The 20,322-nt window shown below is 68.4% G+C and carries 8 protein-coding genes and 1 pseudogene; all 9 read right to left on the minus strand.

Annotated features, from left to right (window positions below; translation table 11 throughout):
- A pseudogene (locus EGM46_RS13105) lies at positions 1-223 on the minus strand (sensor histidine kinase KdpD); the annotation flags it as partial.
- Positions 220-849, minus strand: coding sequence for a potassium-transporting ATPase subunit KdpC (gene kdpC / locus EGM46_RS13110; protein ID WP_125100584.1), 630 nt, complete (start codon positions 847-849; stop codon positions 220-222). The pseudogene EGM46_RS13105 and the gene kdpC, both read right to left, overlap by 4 nt.
- A gap of 28 nt (positions 850-877) precedes the next feature.
- Positions 878-3,055: a potassium-transporting ATPase subunit KdpB gene (gene kdpB / locus EGM46_RS13115; RefSeq protein ID WP_125100585.1), complete on the minus strand. Its 2,178-nt coding sequence runs from the start codon at positions 3,053-3,055 to the stop codon at positions 878-880.
- 3 nt (positions 3,056-3,058) lie between these two features.
- Entirely contained in the window at positions 3,059-4,732 is a 1,674-nt protein-coding gene (kdpA, locus tag EGM46_RS13120) for a potassium-transporting ATPase subunit KdpA (protein WP_125100586.1), read from the minus strand.
- Positions 4,732-4,821, minus strand: coding sequence for a potassium-transporting ATPase subunit F (locus EGM46_RS13125; protein WP_036058129.1), 90 nt, complete (start codon positions 4,819-4,821; stop codon positions 4,732-4,734). The genes kdpA and EGM46_RS13125 overlap by 1 nt, the downstream gene beginning before the upstream one ends.
- 341 nt (positions 4,822-5,162) lie before the next feature.
- Positions 5,163-12,560, minus strand: a complete 7,398-nt coding sequence (locus tag EGM46_RS13135) for a DUF5979 domain-containing protein (protein ID WP_125100588.1) — start codon at positions 12,558-12,560, stop codon at positions 5,163-5,165.
- Positions 12,561-12,866: 306 nt separating this feature from the next.
- Positions 12,867-18,233, minus strand: coding sequence for an SdrD B-like domain-containing protein (locus tag EGM46_RS13140; protein ID WP_164512903.1), 5,367 nt, complete (start codon positions 18,231-18,233; stop codon positions 12,867-12,869).
- 509 nt (positions 18,234-18,742) lie between these two features.
- Complete coding sequence (locus tag EGM46_RS13145) at positions 18,743-19,291, minus strand: hypothetical protein (protein ID WP_125100590.1); 549 nt, start codon at positions 19,289-19,291, stop codon at positions 18,743-18,745.
- Positions 19,288-20,145: an alpha/beta hydrolase gene (locus EGM46_RS13150; RefSeq protein WP_164512904.1), complete on the minus strand. Its 858-nt coding sequence runs from the start codon at positions 20,143-20,145 to the stop codon at positions 19,288-19,290. Before EGM46_RS13150 ends, EGM46_RS13145 begins: the two co-directional genes overlap by 4 nt.
- Between the last annotated feature and the right edge of the window lie 177 nt (positions 20,146-20,322).

Below are 20,322 nucleotides of genomic sequence, written 5' to 3' on the forward strand. Positions count from 1 at the left end.
TCTCCTCGAGCGCGACACCGCGGTGCGACACCGCTCGGCGCGGCACCACCTCGAGGCCGGCGATCATCGCCGCGGTGGCGGCGCGGCCGTGGGTCTCAACGATCCCGATCACCACGTCGGTGCCCGCGCGCTGCAGGTGCCGCCCCTCCTCGAGCATCGCGTAGGTCTTCCCCACGCCGGGGGCGGCCCCGAGCAGCACCCGCAGTCGCCCCCGTGTCGTCATGCCGCCGCCTCCCGTTCGTCCAGCTCCAGGTTAATCCGCAGCACGTTGACGCGCGGGGAACCGAGGACGCCGAGATCGGGCGCTTCGGTGAACCGGGCCACGAGGGCGCGCACCTCCTCGATCGGGATCCCGCGCGCCTCGGCAACGCGCTCCGCCTGCAGCGCCGCGTACTCGGGGCTGATGTGGGGGTCGAGCCCCGAGCTCGACGCGGTGAGGGCGTCGGCCGGGACCGCGTCGGCGGGCACGTCGTCGCGGGCGGCGATGGCGGCGCGGCGCTCGGTCACCGCCGCGATGAGCTCGGGGTGCTCGGGGCCGAGGTTCGTGCCGCTCGATGCCGCGCCGTCGTAGCCGTCGCCCGCGGCCGAGGGCCGGGGCTGGAAGTACTGCGGCAGCGGCTCCCCCTCGGCGTCGGCGAAGGACTGGCCGATGAGCGCCGAGCCCACCGGCGCCGCCTCGGCCCCGCCGGGGCCGGCGAGCAGCGAGCCGTTCGCCTGCGCGGGGAGCGCGAGCTGCCCGATGCCCGTCACGAGGGCGGTGTACCCCACCCCGAGCGCGAGCGTGCACACCAGGAGGGTGCGCGCCGCGACCCAGAGCGTCTGTCCCGTTGCGCGTGATCCTGCAGTCATGATGCGTTCTTTCTCTTGAGATCCGGGGTCAGAAGCCCGGGATGAGGCGGACGGCGAGGTCGATCAGCCAGATGCCGACGAACGGGGTGACGATCCCACCCAGGCCGTAGATGGCGAGGTTGCGCGCGAGCAGCTGCGCCGCGCTCGCCGGGCGGTAGCGCACGCCGCGCAGCGCGAGCGGCACGAGGAACACGATCACCACCGCGTTGAAGATCACCGCGGACAGCACGGCCGATGCCGGCGAGTGCAGCCCCATGATGTTCAGCGCGGACAGCCCGGGGAACACGCCCATGAACAGGGCGGGGATGATCGCGAAGTACTTCGCGATGTCGTTCGCGATCGAGAACGTGGTGAGCGCGCCGCGCGTGATGAGCAGCTGCTTGCCGATCGCGACGATGTCGATGAGCTTCGTCGGATCCGAGTCGAGGTCGACCATGTTGCCGGCCTCCTTCGCGGCGGAGGTGCCCGTGTTCATCGCCACCCCGACGTCGGCCTGTGCGAGCGCTGGCGCGTCGTTCGTGCCATCACCCGTCATCGCGACGAGCCGGCCGCCGGCCTGCTCGCGGCGGATGTACTCGAGCTTGTCCTCCGGCGTCGCCTCCGCGAGGAAGTCGTCGACGCCGGCCTCCCTTGCGATCGCCGCGGCGGTGAGCGGGTTGTCGCCCGTCACCATGACGGTTCGGATGCCCATCGCGCGAAGCTCCCGGAAGCGCTCGGTGAGTCCCTCCTTCACCACGTCCTTCAGGTGGATCACGCCGAGGATCCGCGCGGCCCCCGCCGCGGACTTCTCGGCGACGACGAGCGGGGTGCCGCCGGACTCGGAGATCCGCTCGACGACCGCGCGCATCTCCGCGGCGTCCCCGGCAGGCAGCGGCACGCCGTCGGCCTCGAGCCAGGCGATGACCGCGGAGCCCGCGCCCTTCCGCAGCTGCGCGCCGTCCGGCAGGTCGAGCCCCGACATGCGCGTCTGCGCCGTGAACGGCACGATCTGCGCGGCGGGATCCTGCGCTGCTTCGATGCCCTGCATGCGCGCGAGATCCACGATCGAGGTACCCTCCGGCGTGGGATCCGCGAGCGAGGACTGCGCCGCCGCCCGCACGAACTCCTGCTCACCGACCCCGCCCATGCGCACGAACGCGCTGGCGCGCCGGTTGCCGTAGGTGATCGTGCCGGTCTTGTCGAGCAGCAGCGTGGTCACATCACCCGCGGCCTCGACCGCGCGCCCGGACATCGCGAGCACGTTACGCTGCACGAGCCGGTCCATGCCGGCGATGCCGATCGCGGACAGCAGCGCGCCGATCGTGGTGGGGATGAGGCACACCAGCAGGGCGACGAGCACGGTGATGCTCACGGGCGCCGCGGCGTACGAGGCAATCGGGCCGAGGGTGAGCGCGACCGTGACGAACACGATCGACAGGGCCGCGAGCAGGATATTCAGCGCGATCTCGTTGGGGGTGCGCTGCCTGGCCGCGCCCTCGACGAGCGCGATCATCCGATCGACGAAGGTCTCGCCTGGGCGCGCAGTGATCCGCACCACGATGCGGTCGGAGAGCACGCGCGTGCCGCCCGTCACCGCCGAGCGGTCGCCGCCGGACTCGCGCACCACTGGCGCCGACTCGCCGGTGATCGCCGACTCGTCGACCGACGCGATCCCCCACACGATGTCCCCATCGCCCGGGATCGCTTCCCCGGCCGAGACCACCACGAGATCGCCGAGCGTGAGATCGGCCGAGGACACGGCGGTGAGTTCGGCGCGCTCCGCGCCGGGATCCCCCGCAGGGTCGTAGTCGGCGACGCGGTGCGCGAGCGTGCTCGTGCGCGTCCGCCGCAGCGAATCGGCCTGCGCCTTGCCGCGGCCCTCCGCGATCGACTCGGCCAGGTTCGCGAACAGCACCGTGAGCCACAGCCAGCCCGCGATGATCGCGGTGAAGCTGAGCGGCACGGCCGCGCCGCCCGAGCGCTGCGGCCCGCCGAGGAACGGCTCGGCGAGCGCGAGCAGCGTGGTGAGCACGGCGCCCACCCAGACAATGAGCATGACCGGGTTGCGCCACTGCGCGCGCGGGTGCAGCTTGCGCAACGCGCCGGGCAGCGCGCGGCGCAGCTGCGCGGCGGTGAGCGTCTGCACGGTGCGCGCGGCCTTCGCGGCCGCCGCCTGCTCGGCCGCGTGCGCCGCGGCCTCCGCTGGAGTGTGAGTGAGGGTGGACATGGCTTACATCAGCCCTTCTGCGAGGGGTCCGAGGGTGAGAATCGGGAAGAACACGAGCGCGGTGACGAGCACCGCGGTGCCGGCCATCAGCCCGATGAAGAGCGGGCGGTGCGTCTGCAGTGTGCCAGCGGTCTCCGGCACCGGATCCTGCGCGGCGAGCGCGCCGGCGAGCGCCAGAACGAGCGCGATGGGCAGGAAGCGGCCGAGCAGCATCGCAACGCCGATCGCGGCGGTGAACCACGGCGTGCTCGCCGTGAGGCCGGCGAACGCCGAGCCGTTGTTGTTCGCGCCGGACGCGAAGGCGTAGATCACCTCGGAGAGCCCGTGCACGCCGGGGTTCGCGATCGACTCGCCGACCACGCTGTCGCGGACGCCGGGGAGCGCGAAGCTGAGCGCCACCCCGGTGAGCACGAGGAGCGGCATCACGAGGATCGTGAGGCTCGCGAGCTTCATCTCGCGCGGCCCGATCTTCTTCCCGAGGTACTCCGGCGTGCGGCCGACGAGCAGGCCGGCGAGGAACACGGCGATGATCGCGATCACGAGCATGCCGTAGAGCCCGGAGCCGACGCCGCCCGGCGCTATCTCACCGATCATCATGTTGAGCATCGGGACCATGCCGCCGAGCGCGGTGAACGAATCGTGCATCGAATTCACTGCGCCCGTCGAGGTGAGCGTCGAGGCCGAGCCGAAGAGCGTCGACCCGACGATCCCGAATCGCAGCTCCTTCCCCTCGAGCGCGCCGCCGGCGAGGAGGGGCGCCGTGCCGCGGCCGGCGAGCTCGAGCGCGGTGAGCGCTGTCGTCGAGATGAGCGCGAGCACCGCCATCACCGCGGCAACCGCGCGGCCCTGCCGGCGATCGCCCACCATCGTGCCGAGCGTGCGCGGCAGCGCGAACGGGATGAGCAGGATCAGGATCACCTGCACCACGTTCGTCCACGCCGTCGGGTTCTCGAACGGGTGCGAGGAGTTCGCGTTGAAGAAGCCGCCACCGTTCGTACCGAGCAGCTTGATGGCCTCCTGCGAGGCGACGGGGCCGCCCGGAATCTGCTGCGTCGCGCCGGTCAGCGTCTGCACCTCGGTGAAGCCGGCGAAGTTCTGAATCACGCCGCCCACCATGAGCACCACGGCCCCGAGCAGGGAGATGGGCAGCAGGATCCGCAGCGCGCCGCGGATGAGGTCCACCCAGAAGTTGCCGATCGTGGCCGAGCGGCGCGCGGCGAATCCGCGCACCAGCGCGATCGCCACGGCCATGCCGGTGGCCGCCGACACGAAGTTCTGGACGGCGAGCCCGGCGAGCTGCACCGTGTAGCCGACGGTCACCTCGGGCGAGTACGCCTGCCAGTTGGTGTTCGCCACGAACGAGATCGCGGTGTTGAATGCGATCCCCTCGGGCACCGGCGGCAGGCCGAGCGCGTACGGCAGCACGTGCTGGGTGCGCTGCAGGAGGTAGAGGAAGAGGACCCCGAGCAGGGAGAACGCGAGCACGGCGCGGAGGTAGGCCTGCCACGACTGCCCGGCGCGCGGGTCGACGCCGATGATGCGGTAGACGCCGCGCTCCACCGCCCAGTCCGAGCGGGTGGTGTACACGCGCGCCATGTAGTCGCCGAGCGGGCGGTGCGTGAGAACGAGCACGACGATGACGGCCGCGAGCGCGGCGAGGAAGGAGAGCCAGGCCATCAGAACCGCTCCGGCTTCACGAGGGCGATGACGAGGAACACGATCGCCGCGAGGCCGAGGGCGGCGGCGAGGGCTTCGAACACGATCACAGCTTCGCCACCGCCTTCCCCACCACCGCGACGATCGCGAAGAGGACGAGCGCGCCGAGAACGTAGACGACGTCGAGCACGAGAAGCTCCGATCGAAGAACTACCGCCGGGCGAGTGCGCCCCGCGGGGCCCCCGAACGGGGCGCCGCAGCCAGTGCACCACGCGGCGCTGGCCCGCACACCGGCCCCTCACGGGATCCGTACGGCAGCACGCACTCAGGCCCCGAATCCTTACGGTTTCCTCACGCCGGGCGGGACGCGCGCCGCCGAGTGAAACGCCGCTGGGCGGTGCCGGGGTCTCCCCCAGCACCGCCCAGCGGCGTGTGCGCGTCGGCGCGTCGGCTACGCGTCCGGCGTGCCGCCCGGCTCGCCCGACCGCTCCGCTGCCGCGCCGTCAGCGGCGTCCGCGGCGCTCGAGCCGCGTCGACGCAGGCGCAGGGCGATCAGCGCCGCGCCGACGAGCAGCAGTGCGCCGCCGCCGATCAGCCACCCCAGGTTCGAGCCACCACCCGTTGTGGGGAGGTCGCCGCCCGGCTTGGTGCCCGGCGTCGTCGGCGGCTCCGTCGGCGGCACCACCGGCGGCTGCACGAACTCGTTCACGACGGTGATCGTCGCGGCCGTGTCCTTCGCCACCGTCACGGCGCCCACCGCCGGGTCGCCGGCGTTCGGGGTGATCGTGACGGACTTCGCGCCACCGGTCTGCGTCTCCCGGAGCTCGCACTCCGCGCCGACGGGCAGCTCGTCGTACTGCGCCGTCAGGCCGCCCTGCTTCGACAGTTCGCGCTCGGCGCCGCCCGGGACCTCGATGGTCTCGGTCGTGCCGTCGCGGTCGATGGTGCAGGCGAGCGCCACGGTGAACACCTTGTCGTCTGCGAGGCTCGCGCCAGCACCGGTGATCTGCTTCTCAACGGTGATCGCGCCGAGATCGAAGGTGTTGATGACGCGCAGCTCGAACTGCTCGTCGCCCCCGATCACCACGGGCTCCGTGACCGGATCGCCAGCCGCGTCGACGATCACGCTCGACGTTGCGCCGCCCGTCTTCGTCTCCGTCAGCTCGCACTCCGCGCCAAGCGGCAGCGCCGGGTAGTTGGCCGCAAGCCCCGTCTCGGTCGAGAGCACGCGCTCCGCGCCCTCCGGCACCTCGATGGGGGTGCCGTCGAGGGTGCAGGCAAGCGAGACCTCGAACGGGCCGGTGCCGTAGAGCTCCGCTCCGTCACCGGTGATCTCCTTCGTGACCTGCAGGCTGCCGGCGTCGTACGTGTTCACCGCGGTGAAGCGCAGCGGCTCCTCCTGCGTGCCCACCTCGACCGGCGACTCGCCCGTGTCCGGCGTGACCACCGACTGCGTCGCGCCGCCCGTGCCCGTCTCGGTCACGCCACACATCGCACCGATCGGCAGCGTGTCGACCCGCGCGGTGGTGCCGGCGGTCGCCTGAGCCTTCGTCAGTGTCGTCGTGCCCTCCCACACGGTCTCGCCCTCGAAGGTGCAGAGCACCGCGAAGGTGAACACCGTGTCGTCGGAGATCGCCGCAGCGGCCGAGCCGGCGAGCTGCTTCTCAATCTCGATGGCACCCAGCTCGAACGTGTTCGTCACCGCGAGCGCGATCGTGCGCTCGGGCTGCTCGATCGTGAAGTCCCAGACGCCAGGCGCCACCGGCTCCACGGTCTCGCCGTCGATCGTCAGGGTCGCGCTCGCGCCCTTCGCGTCGAGCTCGGTCACGCGGCACTCGGTGCCGAGGGGCAGGCCGTCCAGCGCGATCTTCGACGCGGCGTCGCCCGGCGTGAGCCACGCGGACTCGGTGCCGATGTTCGCGCCGAGGAACGTGCACGTGACCTTCACCGGGAAGCGGCCGTAGCTGATCGCCTCGCCGTCCTGGTTCGTCGCGCCGTCGACGAGCTTCGATACCTCGAAGCCGCCAGCGTCGTAGGTGTTCGTGAGCGTCAGCACGGGCACGGTCTCGTCCTCGCGGCCGATCGTCACCTCGTTGCTCTCGGTCGAGGAGGTCTCGCCGTTGGCGCCAGGCACGTCGCGCACGGTGCACTTCGCGCCCCACGGGAACTGCTCGTCGAGCGTCGTCGGCTCACCGTTCGGCACGGTGACCGTCACCGGGTCGAGCGTGACCGCGCCGCCCTCGGATCCCTCGCGATCCGGCACCACGCAGATGACCTCGAGCTCGAAGCTGTCAGGCGCGAACTGCGCGCCGGCGCCGTCGACCTTCTTCTCGATGGCGAGCGGGCCGGTCGCGAGCGCGACGCCGACGCGGATGCCCTCGGTGGGGATCACGCTGGCCTTCGTGCCGTCGGTCGCCACCGTCTGCGCGCCGACCGCCACCGTGTTCCAGGCCACCGTGTCGGCGGTCATCTTCTCGGCGACCGCTGGCGTGCGCGTCTCGAAGGTGTACGCGAGGCGGCCACCGGGCGCGAGCGGCTCAGCCGAGAAGTCGAAGACCGTCTTCACGTGGCGAACGCTCGCGGGATCCACATCCGCGGTGAGCGGCTGCCAGAAGCCGTCGCACTGCGGCTCCGTCGGCTTGAGGTCAGCCACGCAGGCCGCGCTCTCCGAGCTCGAGAAGAACTGGGTGAAGGGAACATCATTTCGGTACACGGTGCCGTCCGGCGCGGTGTCCGAGACGAGGGCGGCGTTCCCCTCCCACGTCGGACGCCACTCGGAGCCACGGGGCAGCAGCACGACCGAGCCCTGATCCCCCACCTTGGGGAGCGTGTCGATGGTCACGACGGTGTCCATCGGCAGGGTGCCCGTGTTCTGCAGCTCCTCGCGCCAGGTCTCGACGCCGAGCGGCTTCGTGACCGGCACGCAGTTGCTCACCGAGTACGCTGGGCCGCTCTCGCCGAACTGCGGCACGCAGGCGCGACCCGAGGTCGGGTTCGGCACGTCCGAGATCCCGAGCTCCGGGTCGTTCGCGCGCACGTACTTCTTGCCGCGCAGCGCGCCCTGCTCCGTCGGGTAGACCTCGGTGCTCGTGCCGCACTCCTGCACCGGGTGATCTTCGTCGTAGGTGAAGTTGCAGCCGGCGAACCCCTCCTCCGAGTTGGAGGACACGGAGAACTGGTTCGTCATGGAGTTGGCCGAGCCGGCTTCCACACCGGGACGGAACATCATGTTCACGGTGATCGTGTACACCTCGCCCGGGTAGAGGCTGGTCTGCCCCTCGGGGAACGTGAACTGGATCGCGTGCGGCTCGTCCGCCGAACCGGCGGGGATCTCCGCCATGTTTGCGTCGAGGTAGGTCACCGTCACCTGCGCGGGATCCACCGTGATCGGGTGGTTCGCGTCGGGCAGCGGGTTCTGCAGCTCGTAGCTGAAGCGCTTCTCGGGATCCATATCCGGATCGAAGATGAGCTGCGGCTTGCCGTCCTTGATGGGCAGCCGGTCGATGATCACCGGCTCCGCGATCGCGTTGGCCGTGTTCTCGCTGTCGTCGTCGCTCACCTTGGCGGTGTTCGTGGTCTGCAGCTTGAACGGAATCACCACGCCGGGCTTCTGCGCGCCCTCCGGGGTCTTCCGCACCGCGACCTCGATCCCGCTCGCGAGGTAGAACGCCTGATCGGCCGCCTCATCCGAGGCAACGAGCGGCAGGCGCTCGTCGGAGCCCTCCACCGGGAACGTCACGAAGCTCTCCGCGTCGGCGTCTACCGTGTTGGTGAACTGTCCGCCCGGGGCCATGATGGGCTCGCCCGGCGCGCTCACCGCTGCCGCGGACGACGGCACCGGCTCGGCAGGATCCGAGACGAGGTAGGCCCGGCGCTTCACGTCGAGCGCGATCTGCACCTGCGGGTTGGCGGGGTTCTCGAACGCCAGCGCGTTGCCGTCAGCGTCCACGCGCTCGAAGACGAGGCGGATGCCGCGGATCTTGTCGTAGTCCGCCGCGGAGATGTTCGCGAGCAGCGTGGCTGCTGCGTTCTCCACCGTGCCGCCGGTCACCGCGACCGCGGCGTCCGAGCCTGGCACCCAGCCGTCGCCGTTCGGGGTGCTCGCGTCCGGCGTGAAGTTCAGCTTGTTGGCGCCCGGCGTATCGAAGGTGCCGTACAGCACCTCGGCGCGCACCCGGTTGATCGGGGTCGGCACCGCGAGGGCGTCGTCCGTGAAACCGATGAAGCGGAACGTGTTCCAGAAGCTCTTCGCGCTCGCCGGATCATCCGTTCGGTTCTCCGCCGAGTCGGTGACGATGAGCGCGCCGGTGCGCGCGGTGCCGGTGGGGCGCGCGGTGAGATCCATGCGGATCGGGTCCCACTGCTCCTCCGCGTACTCCGGCTCCGTCGTCAGCCACTCAACGCGCTGCGTGTCCGGCGTGAACTTCTTCGTCGTCGAGACGCCGAGCTCGAAGGTGTTGATCTGGATCTGGGCGCTGCCGTTCTTGTCGACCGAGTGCTCCTGCGCGAGGCCGAGCAGGTCGGTCACCGTCGCGGTCGCCTCGTTCTTCACGGGCGAATCCACCACGCTCACGAGCGTGCCTGGATCGCTGCGGTGGGTCTTGCGCAGCTGCAGGTCCATCTGCACCGTCGCCGAGGCCTTCGACAGGATGCGGCCCTCGTACGTGACCTGGATCGAGACGACGTCGGCGAGCTCCGCCGGCGTGAGCGCGGTCGCCTGGCCGGGCGTCAGGCCACCGTTCCCCGCGGGGTCGATGATCGTGCCGTCCGCCTTCGTCAGTACCACGAGCGTCTTCGCGGGGTCAGCGCCCTGCACACCGTTCGAGATCGAGTTAATCTTTCGCAGGTTGAAGATCTCGAAGGGGCTCTCGGTCCCCTCGCCCGGATCGAGGATCGACAGCTGGTCGACCTTCTGCACCGACTCGTTGGTCGCCTTCAGCGTCACGCGGCTCGTGGGGAACGAGGACTCGGGAACATCCCCAGGCGGGACGCCGAGGGGGCCACCCTCCCAGCCCTTCGTGACGCTCACGGCGAGCGGGCGGGGCACGATGGTGATGTCGTCGTCGTCCTGGTCGTTCTCGATGGAGCCGCCGGCCTGCTGGCCGGTCGCGCTGCCCCAGTTCTTCACGAGGCCTTCCTTGCCGGGAACGTTGAAGAGCTCGGAGGCGATGACGGCCGTGTTCGGGTCACTGCGGCGCACGTCGCGCAGCTCCCACTCGAGGTCAACGTGCCGGTCGTGGCCGCGCGACTTCGTGAGCCCGCTGCCGATCGGCGGGGCGCCGGCGCCGGTGCGCCCGTCCCCGTTCTCCTCGAACACCACGCGCACGCCGGTCGCGTCGCGCTGCTCGGCCGCGGTCAGCACCACGTCGCTCATGGTCTTCGTGTACGGCAGACCGGTCGCGTTCGTCGCTGGCACCCACGCGCCACCGATCCACAGCTCGATCGCGGTGATCCGATCCCAGCCCTTCGTGAAGCCCTCGTCGTCCGTGACGGCCTTCACCGTGTGCAGGTTGAACGCCTCGAACGTGGTCTGCTCGACCGGGTCGATCGGGCCGGCGGCAACGTTCTTCCCGAGGCGCGTGTCGGCGATCGACATGTTCGTGAACGAAAGGTTCTCCGTCGACCAGGACAGTCGGGTGGTCGCGTGATCACCGGTGCGCTGCACGATCTGCGCCGGGTTGCCCGCGCCGATCCAGTTCTTGGCGAAGAGATCGTACTCGCCGGGGGTCGGCGCCTTGATCGTCACGTCGTCGCACGCCGGGGCGTCCGTCTCGTCGTCGGCGATGACCGAGCCGTTCGAGACGGTCTGGCCGGAGGCCGAGGCGCAGTTTGCGATGTCCACCGGGTCAGAGCCGGCCGGCAGCGTCTCGTTCAGCGTCGCGGTGAAGTTCGGGCTGACGTTGAACTCGCCCTCCGCGTGCGGCTCGAACCCGGGATCCGGGTTCGAGAAGACGAACTGCAGGCCGCCGATCTTGTCGAGGATGTCGGCGGGCAGTTCCGCGTTCACCGTGCCGGTCAGGCCGTCGAAGCCAGGCACCACGACCCACGCGTTCGTATCCGTGTCGAAGTACTTCACCGTGAGCGTCGCACCGGAGGGCACATCGGTGTTCGTGATCGCGTTCGGCGTGAACGCGTCCCAGAATGCCGACGACTTCGGCGGGCTGTTCGGGTCGCTCGGATCACTCAGCTCGGGATCGCTGACGACGATCTCGGTGGCGGGCACGTTCGACGTCGGCTTCAGGACCGTCGTCGGCAGCTGCACGAGGACGCCCTCGCCCTGCACGCCCCAGATCTCCTCGGGGCTGAGCTTCTTCTCGGTCACGATCTCGAGGGTCTTCTCCTCGAAAGTTACCTCGTCGTCATCGGTCGCGGTGGCTGGCTGCTCGCCCTCCTTCTCACCGGTGACCCCGACGACGTTCTCGACGCCGGGCTTCAGGTTGCCCTCGTCGTCGTGAATCTTCTCGTTCGCCTTCGCGTCGAACACGATCTCCGTCGTGCCGCCCGGGGTGATGGGCCCCGTGTAGTCGAACGTGAAGTGCTTGAGCGATCCGAAGTCGCTGGGAAGCGCCGGGTAGGTCCCGCCGTCGGTGAGCGCCTCCGGCCCGAAGGTCCGCTCGACACCATCGGTGTCGAGGTAGACGAACGTCAGGGTGCCCGCCGTCGCCGCGCTCGGGAACTGCACTGCGCCGGTGAAGCCGACGAAGTCGAGCTCCTCCGCGAAGTCGCCGGTTGCCGGCTCGCGGAGTGAGAGCGAATCAAGATCCGTGAGGCTCGTGTTCGTTCCGGTCAGCGTGACCGCGGTCTCCTGACCCTCGATCAGCGTCTTTGGAGCGAACTCCTTCGTCGTGCCGACGGAAATCGGATCCGTGATGATCGTGTAGTCGTCGCTGTTGTTCGCGTTCGCGGTGTCCTCGCCCAGTGCGACCTCGCTCACCACGGTGTTGTTCACCACGGTCGTTTCCGCGAGATCCTCGACCTCGGCGCGCTGCTCGAGGTTCAGGACGAATCCGCCACCGGCGTTCGTGGGGATGGTGCCGCCGTCTGCGGCCACGAAGGTGACGCGCACGCCCTTGGCGTCGCCCGTCGGCGCCGGCGGGACCTCACCGGGCGCCACCTCGACTGCGACCCACGCGCCGTCGATGAAGTACTCGACCGTCGCGGTCGCGGCACCCTCGGGGAAATCGAGCGACTCGACGCCGACGATCTGGAGGAGGTCGAACGGGTTAGGCGCGGCAGCCGGGTCCGCCGGATCCGTGAGCGTCAGCGAGTCGACGCCGGCGTTCGACGTGTTCGCACCGGTGACCGTGAGCTGGGTGGACGTTCCCGGCTTCGCCTGTCCCAGGTCAGGGGCGTAGCTCTTCGACACCTCGGTGTTGAGCTTCAGCTCAACATTGGGGATCACGGATACCTGATCAGAGACCTTTTCCGCGTTCAGCGCTTCGACATCGGCCGTGTTGACGATCGGGATGCCGTTCGCTTCGTACGGCAGATCCTCGCGCAGTTTCACCTGCACCGTGATCACCGCGTCGGCGTTTTCCACGAGGCCGACGGAGCCGTCACCGAGCTCATCCGTGAACTCGACGGTGATCTGATTGCCATCGACCACGGGCGGGTTCGAGCTCGCGTTCGACACCGTCACCGATCCCGGCACAATCTCGAATTCCGCCGGGATCAAGTCTGAGAGCACCGCATCGCGGCAGCCGAGGTCCGTGATCGAGGAGCAGCCGACCTCGATGCGGTACTCCATCGTGTCGCCGGGCTTGAGCTGCGTCTCCGACGCGAACTTGTGCACCTCGAGCGCGGCGGTCGTGTCCGCGGCGACCGCCGCCTGCGGTGCTGCGACCGCCATGCCGAGTGTCAACGCGACACCCAATGTCAACGCTAGCGCGCGCACTCCGCGTCGCGTGAATCTCTGAAACCGCCCCACAATGCCCCCATCGTTCGGTTCTCGACGCGTGCAACCACTGCGCGCGCCGATTCGGTGTACAGCGTATGCGATTGGCGTCTGCTTTGCATAGTTCACGAACCGCGAGCACGGGCGGGCAAGAGGGCGGGGGCGGGGGTCTGGCGGGGAACGAGAAGGGGGCCCGCGCCGATCGGCGCGGGCCCCCCGCTCGGTCACACGCCGGGAGTGTTCTTCCCGACGGTCACGGCGCTAGCCGTGGCGTGCCGCGCGGCGACGGCCGCTCAGCAGCAGCGCGCCAGCTCCGAGGAGCAGCAGCGCGGCGCCGCCAGCGACGTAGCCCCACAGCTCCGAGCCACCCGTGTTGGCGAGGCCACCGATCGTAGTCCCACCCTTCGGGTGCTCGGGGGTGCCCGGACCGGTCGGCTTCGTCGGGTCGACGGGCTCCGGGCCGGGGCCCGGGGTCACCGTCTTCAGCACGATCACACCGGCGTCCCACGTCGGGTCGATGCCCTGGGTCGCCGAGATGCCGCCGAAGTACTCGCTGTACTCGTAGTCGGTGGTGAGGTTCGCGTTGGTGTCGTCGAGGACGAACCACTCGCTGAAGCCGTTCTCACCGGCGTTGGAGTCCAGCGCGGTCTTACCGGCCGCGTACTTCGTGAACGTGTAGATCTTTGCCTGCGCCGGGGTCAGCTCGAACTGCACACGGTACGTGCCAGCGGGCAGCTCGTCGAAGACGTAGAGGCCGAACTCGTTCGTCGTGGTCTCGCCGACCAGCACCGCCTCGGTCTCGCCGCCGTCGTTCACGACCTCCTGGTACAGGCGGACGGTGACGCCGGCCAGCGTGTACTCGGTGTCGTCCTGCAGACCGTCCTTGTTCGTGTCGATCCAGACCACGTCGCCGACCGCGTACGACTTCTTCTGGAAGCCGAAGTCGAGGGTGTAGTCCTTGTCGCCGTCGTTCACGAGATCACCCGAGACGGCCTCCCACGTCGAGGAGTCCTTCCCGCGATCCTCGGTGCCCTGCTCCTTGGTGGGAGTGAGACCCGAAAGCGCGTCCTTCGTGCGCTCGTCCTCGCGATCGATCTTCACGGTGTAGCTCTCGCCAGCCTCAAGCGCCGGCAGATTCGTGAACTCGTAGAAGCCGTCCGCGTTGGTCCACACGGGAGCAACCTCGTTGCCCTCGAGATCGACCACCGGGTTGCCGTCCGGGCCAACCAGCACGAGCTTCACGCCCTCGATGGGCTGCTCGTTCTCGTCCTGGATCCCGTCACGGTTCTCGTCGAGCCACACGTAGTCGCCCACGGACACCGACTTCACGATGACACCAGCATCCCAGGTGGGATCGATGCCCTGCGTCGCCTTGACGGTACCGAACTCGTACGTACGGGTCAGCTCGACGCTCTCGTCGTTCAGCTCGAACTTCTCGCTGAGGCCCAGCGCGTCCGCGTTGGAGTTGGTGCGCGTGTCACCACCGTCCTGCTTCGTGAACTGGTACTTCTTCGCCTGCTCCTGCGTGAGCACGAACTGCACCTGGTAGGTGCCAGCCGCGAGCTCGTCGAAGAGGTAGCGGCCCTCATCGTTCGTGACGGTTTCCGCAACCAGCTCGCCGTTTCCGTCGAGCAGCTTCACGGTGACCCCGGCGAGCGGAGCCTCGTCAGCGTCCTGCACGCCATCCTTGTTCGTGTCGATCCACACGTAGTCGCCGACCGCGTACGACTTCTTCTGGAAGCCGAAGTCGAGGGTGTAGTCCTTGTCGCCGTCGTTCACGAGATCACCCGAGACGGCCTCCCACGTCGAGGAGTCCTTCCCGCGATCCTCGGTGCCCTGCTCCTTGGTGGGAGTGAGACCCGAAAGCGCGTCCTTCGTGCGCTCGTCCTCGCGATCGATCTTCACGGTGTAGCTCTCGCCAGCCTCAAGCGCCGGCAGATTCGTGAACTCGTAGAGGCCGTCCGCGTTGGTCCACACGGGAGCAACCTCGTTGCCCTCGAGATCGACCACCGGGTTGCCGTCCGGGCCAATCAGCACGAGCTTCACGCCCTCGATGGGCTGCTCGTTCTCGTCCTGGATCCCGTCACGGTTCTCGTCGAGCCACACGTAGTCGCCCACGGACACCGACTTCACGATGACACCAGCATCCCAGGTGGGATCGATGCCCTGCGTCGCCTTGACGGTACCGAACGTGTAGTCCTCGCCCGAGACGAGCGCCTGGGTGTCATCGTTCAGCACGATGGCGGCGCTCTTACCGGTCTTCGGATCAGCGTTCGAGTCCAGTGCGGTGTCGCCACCGTCCTGCTTCGTGAACTGGTACTTCTTCGCCTGAGCCGGCGTCAGCACGAACTCGACGCCGTAGGTGCCAGCACGCAGCTCGTCGAACAGGTAGCGGCCGTGCTCGTCGGTCACCCGGGACACGTCTGCGCCCTCGGCGTCCGTGACTCGCTTGCCGTCCTGGTCGAGCAGGTAGACCGTGACGCCGGCGAGCGGCGCTTCGTTCTCGTCCTGCAGACCGTCCTTGTTCGTGTCGATCCAGACGACGTCGCCGATGGCGTACGTCTTGTACTGGAAGCCGAAGTCGAGGGTGTAGTCCTTGTCGCCGTTGTTCACGAGGTCGTGCGAGTCCGCGGTCCACGTCGACGAGTCCGCGCCGCGGTCATCGCCCTGGCCCGCGAGGGTCGGGACGAGATCCTTCAGCGCTTCCGCCGTCTTCTCGTCCTTCTGGACGATCGTCACGGTGTAGCTCTCGCCGGCCGCGAGCGGCGGCAGATCCGTGAACTCGTAGAAGCCGTTCGCGTCCGTGTACCGATCCGCGACGGGCGTGCCGTCGATGTTCGTGACGGGCTTGCCGTCCGGGCCGGTGAGGCGCAGCAGCACGTTCTCGAGCGGGATGTCGGTCTCGGGGTTCTGGATGCCATCGGCGTCAACGTCGATCCAGACGTAGTCGCCCACCGACACCACGGGCACCGAGGAGCGCGGCACGTTGAAGAACTTGGCCTCCTTGGAGCTTCCGTCCTCGGCAACGGTGACGGCGATCTCCTTGTCCGACTTCATGTACCCGGTCGGAGCGGTGACCTCGCGCACGGTGTACGCGCCCGCCTTCTTGACGGTGGGAACGAGGTCCTTGCCGTCCTTGCCGGCAACGCGCAGCTTGCCGCCGACGACGTACATGTTCTCGAGCACGACCGTGCCCTCGGCATCCAGGAGCTCGAACGACGCGTTTCGGTCGGTGATCGGGTCACCGTCCGGGGTGATCGAGTTCAGCTTCGAGATGTCGAGCGGGAAATCGTTCGTCGGCGTGATCGTCGCCTTCTTCGTGCTGATCGTGTTCTCGATGCCCTCGCCGTAGGAGAACTCGGTCATCTTGACCTTGAAGAAGAACTCGGTGACGTCGCCGCCCTTGAGCGACTCGCCCTTGGCCACGCGCAGCTGCTGCTTGCCGTCCTCGGTCGTCGAAACCGTGACGCGCGCGTTCGTGCCGGGGATCTGGTAGCTCGACGACTTCTCGGGCGTCCCGGTGGTGAGCTCGTCCGCCTTCACGAAGCCGAGGAACTCGAGACGGGGATCGAGGACGTCATCCAGGTTGAAGAGCACCTTGGTGAAGTCCATCATGGGGAGCAGCTGAATGCGGTACACGAACTCGGTCTGCGCGGGGGTATTCGTCGCCTCGTCCACCTCAACGCGGAGGTTGGTGGTGAAGCTCTTCTTCTTCTCGTCGTAAACGGACTTCGTGAGCTCCATCTCACCGCCGACGATGCCGGCCTTCGACTTCGTCTCGGAGGTGAAGACGTACTTCACATCCGATCCGACATACGAAGCGGCGTTCTTCACCGTCACGGCGGTGTTGCCCTCAATGGCGTGCGTCGGAAGCGTCGCGGTGAACGAGAATGCGCCCATCGCCTTGTCGGAACCGTTGTCGCGGGGGAAGTTCGCGTTCGGTGCGAAAACGAGGTTCTTCCCGTCGAGGCTGAGGTCGAACATCTCGCCCGTCAGCTTCTTCCCGCCGTAGGATCCGGTGATCGTCTTGGCGATCGCGGCAAGGTTCTCTTCGGTGACGTTGAGGGTCTCGTGATCGATCTCATCGATGACGCGCGACGTCAGGGCGTTGCCCACGTTCGCACCAACGGAGAACGTGAACGGCACCTCGGCGAACTCGGTGCCCTTCGCGAGCTCGATCGTGTCCTTGTCCGCGCGCTTCGAGAACTTGGAGTTGTCGTCGATCTTGGCGCCCGCATCCTTCGGGATGTAGAGCAGGTGATCCGTCGACGTGTCCTTGACCTTGTCCGCACCGTCGGCGCCGCTGTACGTCCACTTCGCAACGTTGGTGATACGCGAGAACTCAATCGCCGCGTACTTGTTGCCCCCGGGGTTCGGGGTTGCCGTGAGCCCGTCCACCGTCACCAGGGAGGCCTTGGCCTTCAGGTCGTAGGTCTTCGTGACGTCCTTGCCGACGTTGACGATGAGCTTCTGGCCGTCGACCATATACTTCATCGCGTATGCGTCACCCGCGAAGTCGGCGGGGCTGACGCCCTGCACCTCTTCGAGGTCCTTTCCGCCCAGGGTCAGGAACCCGGCGCCGGTCTCCCAGATGAGCTGCTCCGGCAGCGTGTCCGTCATGACCACGTTGCGCACCAGCCCGTGCTTGGTGTCCGCGAAATCCTTGAACTTCGTCAGGTCTGCGCGCAGCGAGTAGTTCACCGTGAGCGGCTTGACGAGCGTGACGCCGTCTTCCTCAACCTCGATCGGGGTGTTCCACGGCAGGTCGTTGCCCTTGCCGAACGCTCCGTTGATGTCGGGCGTGGGGGCCACAGGGGTGCGGCCAGCGATCCACGTCTCGGTGCCGTGCGTCTTCGAGTTCACGGTCGCGGAGTTCGTGAGCTTGACCTTGAACTCTGCGCCTTCGGTGTCCTTGACCGCGTCGTACTGCGCCTGCAGCAGCGCGCGCACGTTCTCCAGCGCCGCGGCGTCGGTGATCTTCGCACGGTAACGGAGGTCGTAAATCGAGTTCGCCGTCGCCGGCTGGGTGATCTCGAAGCTGGTCCCCGAGAAGGGGCCCACCGGGACGTTCGTGGCCTTCTTGTTCAGCCCGTTCGCGTCCCAGGTGGTCTGGGTCAGCGAGAACGAGTTCGGGACGAGGCTCAGGTTCGGGCCCAGCTGGTCAGCGATGCTGATCGAGGTCTGGTCCTTGTTCCACACGGTGATCGTGAAGGGAATCTCGGTGTTGAGGAACTCGCTGCCGAGCACCACCGTGCCGTTCTCGACCTTCACGCCGGGCCAGTTCACCCCTGAGGCGTGCTTGGCGCTATCGTTGCGGTCGAAGTTGATGAAGTCGTCGCCCTTCTTCTTGATGACGACCGTCTTCGACTCTTCAGCACCCTTGATGCCCCACGTGATCTCCTCCTGCGAGGAGGTGGTCTGGGTGTCGACGCTGAACTGGAGCTTGAAGAAGCCCTGCGCCACCTGAATCGGGTCCTTGAACTTGACGATCAGCTCGCCGTTTTCGAGTCGGAACGACTCGACGGCGGAGTTCGCGGCGGGTGCCTGGTTGATCGAGAAGCCCTTGGGCACAACGATCGTGACCTCGTGCCCCCCGGGCACCACGGCGTTGTTGTACGACACGGTCATCTCGTAGGTTTTGCCCTCTTCGAAGACCGGTGCACCCCCTGTCGGGTTGTTGTCACCGGCGGGGAATTCAACTTCCACCGTTCCGGTTGGCGCGGCCATCGCGGGCGCCGCATTGACGCCGGTGACCACGAGCAATGCAGTCAGGAGGCCTGCGAGCAGGGCTGAGAGCCCCCTCCAGCCTCGTTTGGGCGCGTCAAATGCGCCCGGATATGCCGTCGGCATGTATCCCCCAAAATTTGTGTTTCGGCGCACCAAATACTGCAGGCGCTCCGAATACCCCTGTGATGTGTGGCAGAACAGCCCAATCCCCTGAGCTGTGTCCGCGCGATCCCCATCGCACGTCCATGAACTGCTACACGGGCTCAATTGCCCATCGCGAGCCTAGCACGGCAGATGAGAAAGTTGTCTGACTTCCACATTGCGGAACAGGAGCGCTTTATGTGCGCTTCCTATGCACCTCATTTCATGCAAGTGGATACAGGTGCGTGCGCCGCTGCTCACGCGGCGGGCTATCGAAGCGGGTCTTCACGGAGTGTGCGTGTCTCGGGGGTGACGATGAGCAGGGCGAGGGTCTCAGGTGCTGGGCGGGGCTCGCTCCGCGCTTCCACGACGAGGTGGTAGCGCTCTCGCGCATACTCTGCGCGTTGCCGGCCAGGGTCGCTCGGGCCCGCTCCTGGGCGCAGCCGCTGCCACCCCTCAGCTTCGAGCCAGGGTGCCAGCCGCGCGGCGACCTCGCGCGCGGTGAGCTCGCCTTCTGGCGTGACGTCCAGGTGTCTGCTCCACACGGCGTACTCGCGTGACGGTCCCCCCAGCTCGTTGCTCAGCCGCGTCCCTCGTGCTGGGGTGCGTTCCTCTCCGATGAGCGCGCGCGGGATCTGCGTGAGCAGCTCTTCGCCCCACTGCTCCGCCTGCTGACGCAGCGCCGCGAGCTCGTTCTCGTGCGCCTGCGCTCGCGCTGCCCGATCCGGCCCGCCGCCCGCGCAGGCCGGTGCGCCGCCGAACGCACCCAGCAGGAGCATGCACGCGGCGAGCCAGCTCCCGCATCGCGCGGGCCTCACGGTGTGGGTCCGTCCGCGCGGGAGGAGATGAGCTCCCCGGCGACCGGCGGCAGGCTCGCCCAGCGTCGGGCTGCGGGGGCGCGGTCCATCGCACGCTCCCAGCGGGGCGAAGTCGCATCGAACCGCGTTACCTCGCGTCCCTCAACGACCGCGACCACATTCCGCAGCGCGGTGCTCCCCGCGGTGAACGGATTCGAGTGCGCGGCAATGGGGCCCTCGCTCTCAAGCCTCCCGGAGCCCGGGTCGTCGGCGGCGCGGTAGCCGGTTTCGAGGCGAACGATGCCCGGGGCCGTGAGGGGGTTGAGTCGCCCGTGCCCGAGCCCGAGCCGTGACGCGAGCTGGCTCCCCTGGTTCCACCCGACGACGCCGTCGTTGCGCGCCTGCAGGACGAAGTGCGGCTGTCCCCCGGTCGCCGGGAAGTCTTGCAGCCCGCGGATGCCTCGGCCGAGCCCGGCCGGCGCGACGTAGACAACGCGGTCAGCGCGCAGCCCCTGCCGCTCTGCGCCGCCGAGCACCACCGCACCATAGCTGTGCGCGATCGGCGTGAGCTCCGCCCCAGGAGGCAGCGCGAGCCCGTTCATGAAGGTGGCGAGTCGGGGGCTCGACACCTCGGCGAAGCTCTGCGCCGCAGGCTCTGCGATGGCCCCGTGCGGACTGAACTCGGGCATCGGTCCGCCACGCCAGGTGAAGTACGCCGTCCCGCTACCCGACTCCGCGGCGAGGTCTTGCGCTCGCGCGAGCTCTGCGCTCGCGTTGCCGAGTGACGCGTTTGTTCCCGGGACGATGACCCCGATGCGTCGCACCGACGCGGCAATGCCGCCGGAGCGCGGGTCGAGTGCCCCGTGATAGGTCACGAGGCTGTCCCGAAGCGGGTCGAACGCTACCAGCGTGGGGCGCGGGCATCCGTCACGTCCCGCCCCTCGCGATTCCGTTCCCAGTATCGCGTCGAGGCTCCGTATCTCGGCGAGCACGCGCCGGCGTTCGCGCGTGTTCACCCCCGGCGCGCCAGTGGTGCCCCGTAAAGTGGTGTA

The organism is Leucobacter chromiireducens (assembly GCF_003917135.1).
In the GTDB taxonomy this organism is placed as follows: Bacteria; Actinomycetota; Actinomycetes; order Actinomycetales; family Microbacteriaceae; genus Leucobacter; species Leucobacter chromiireducens_A.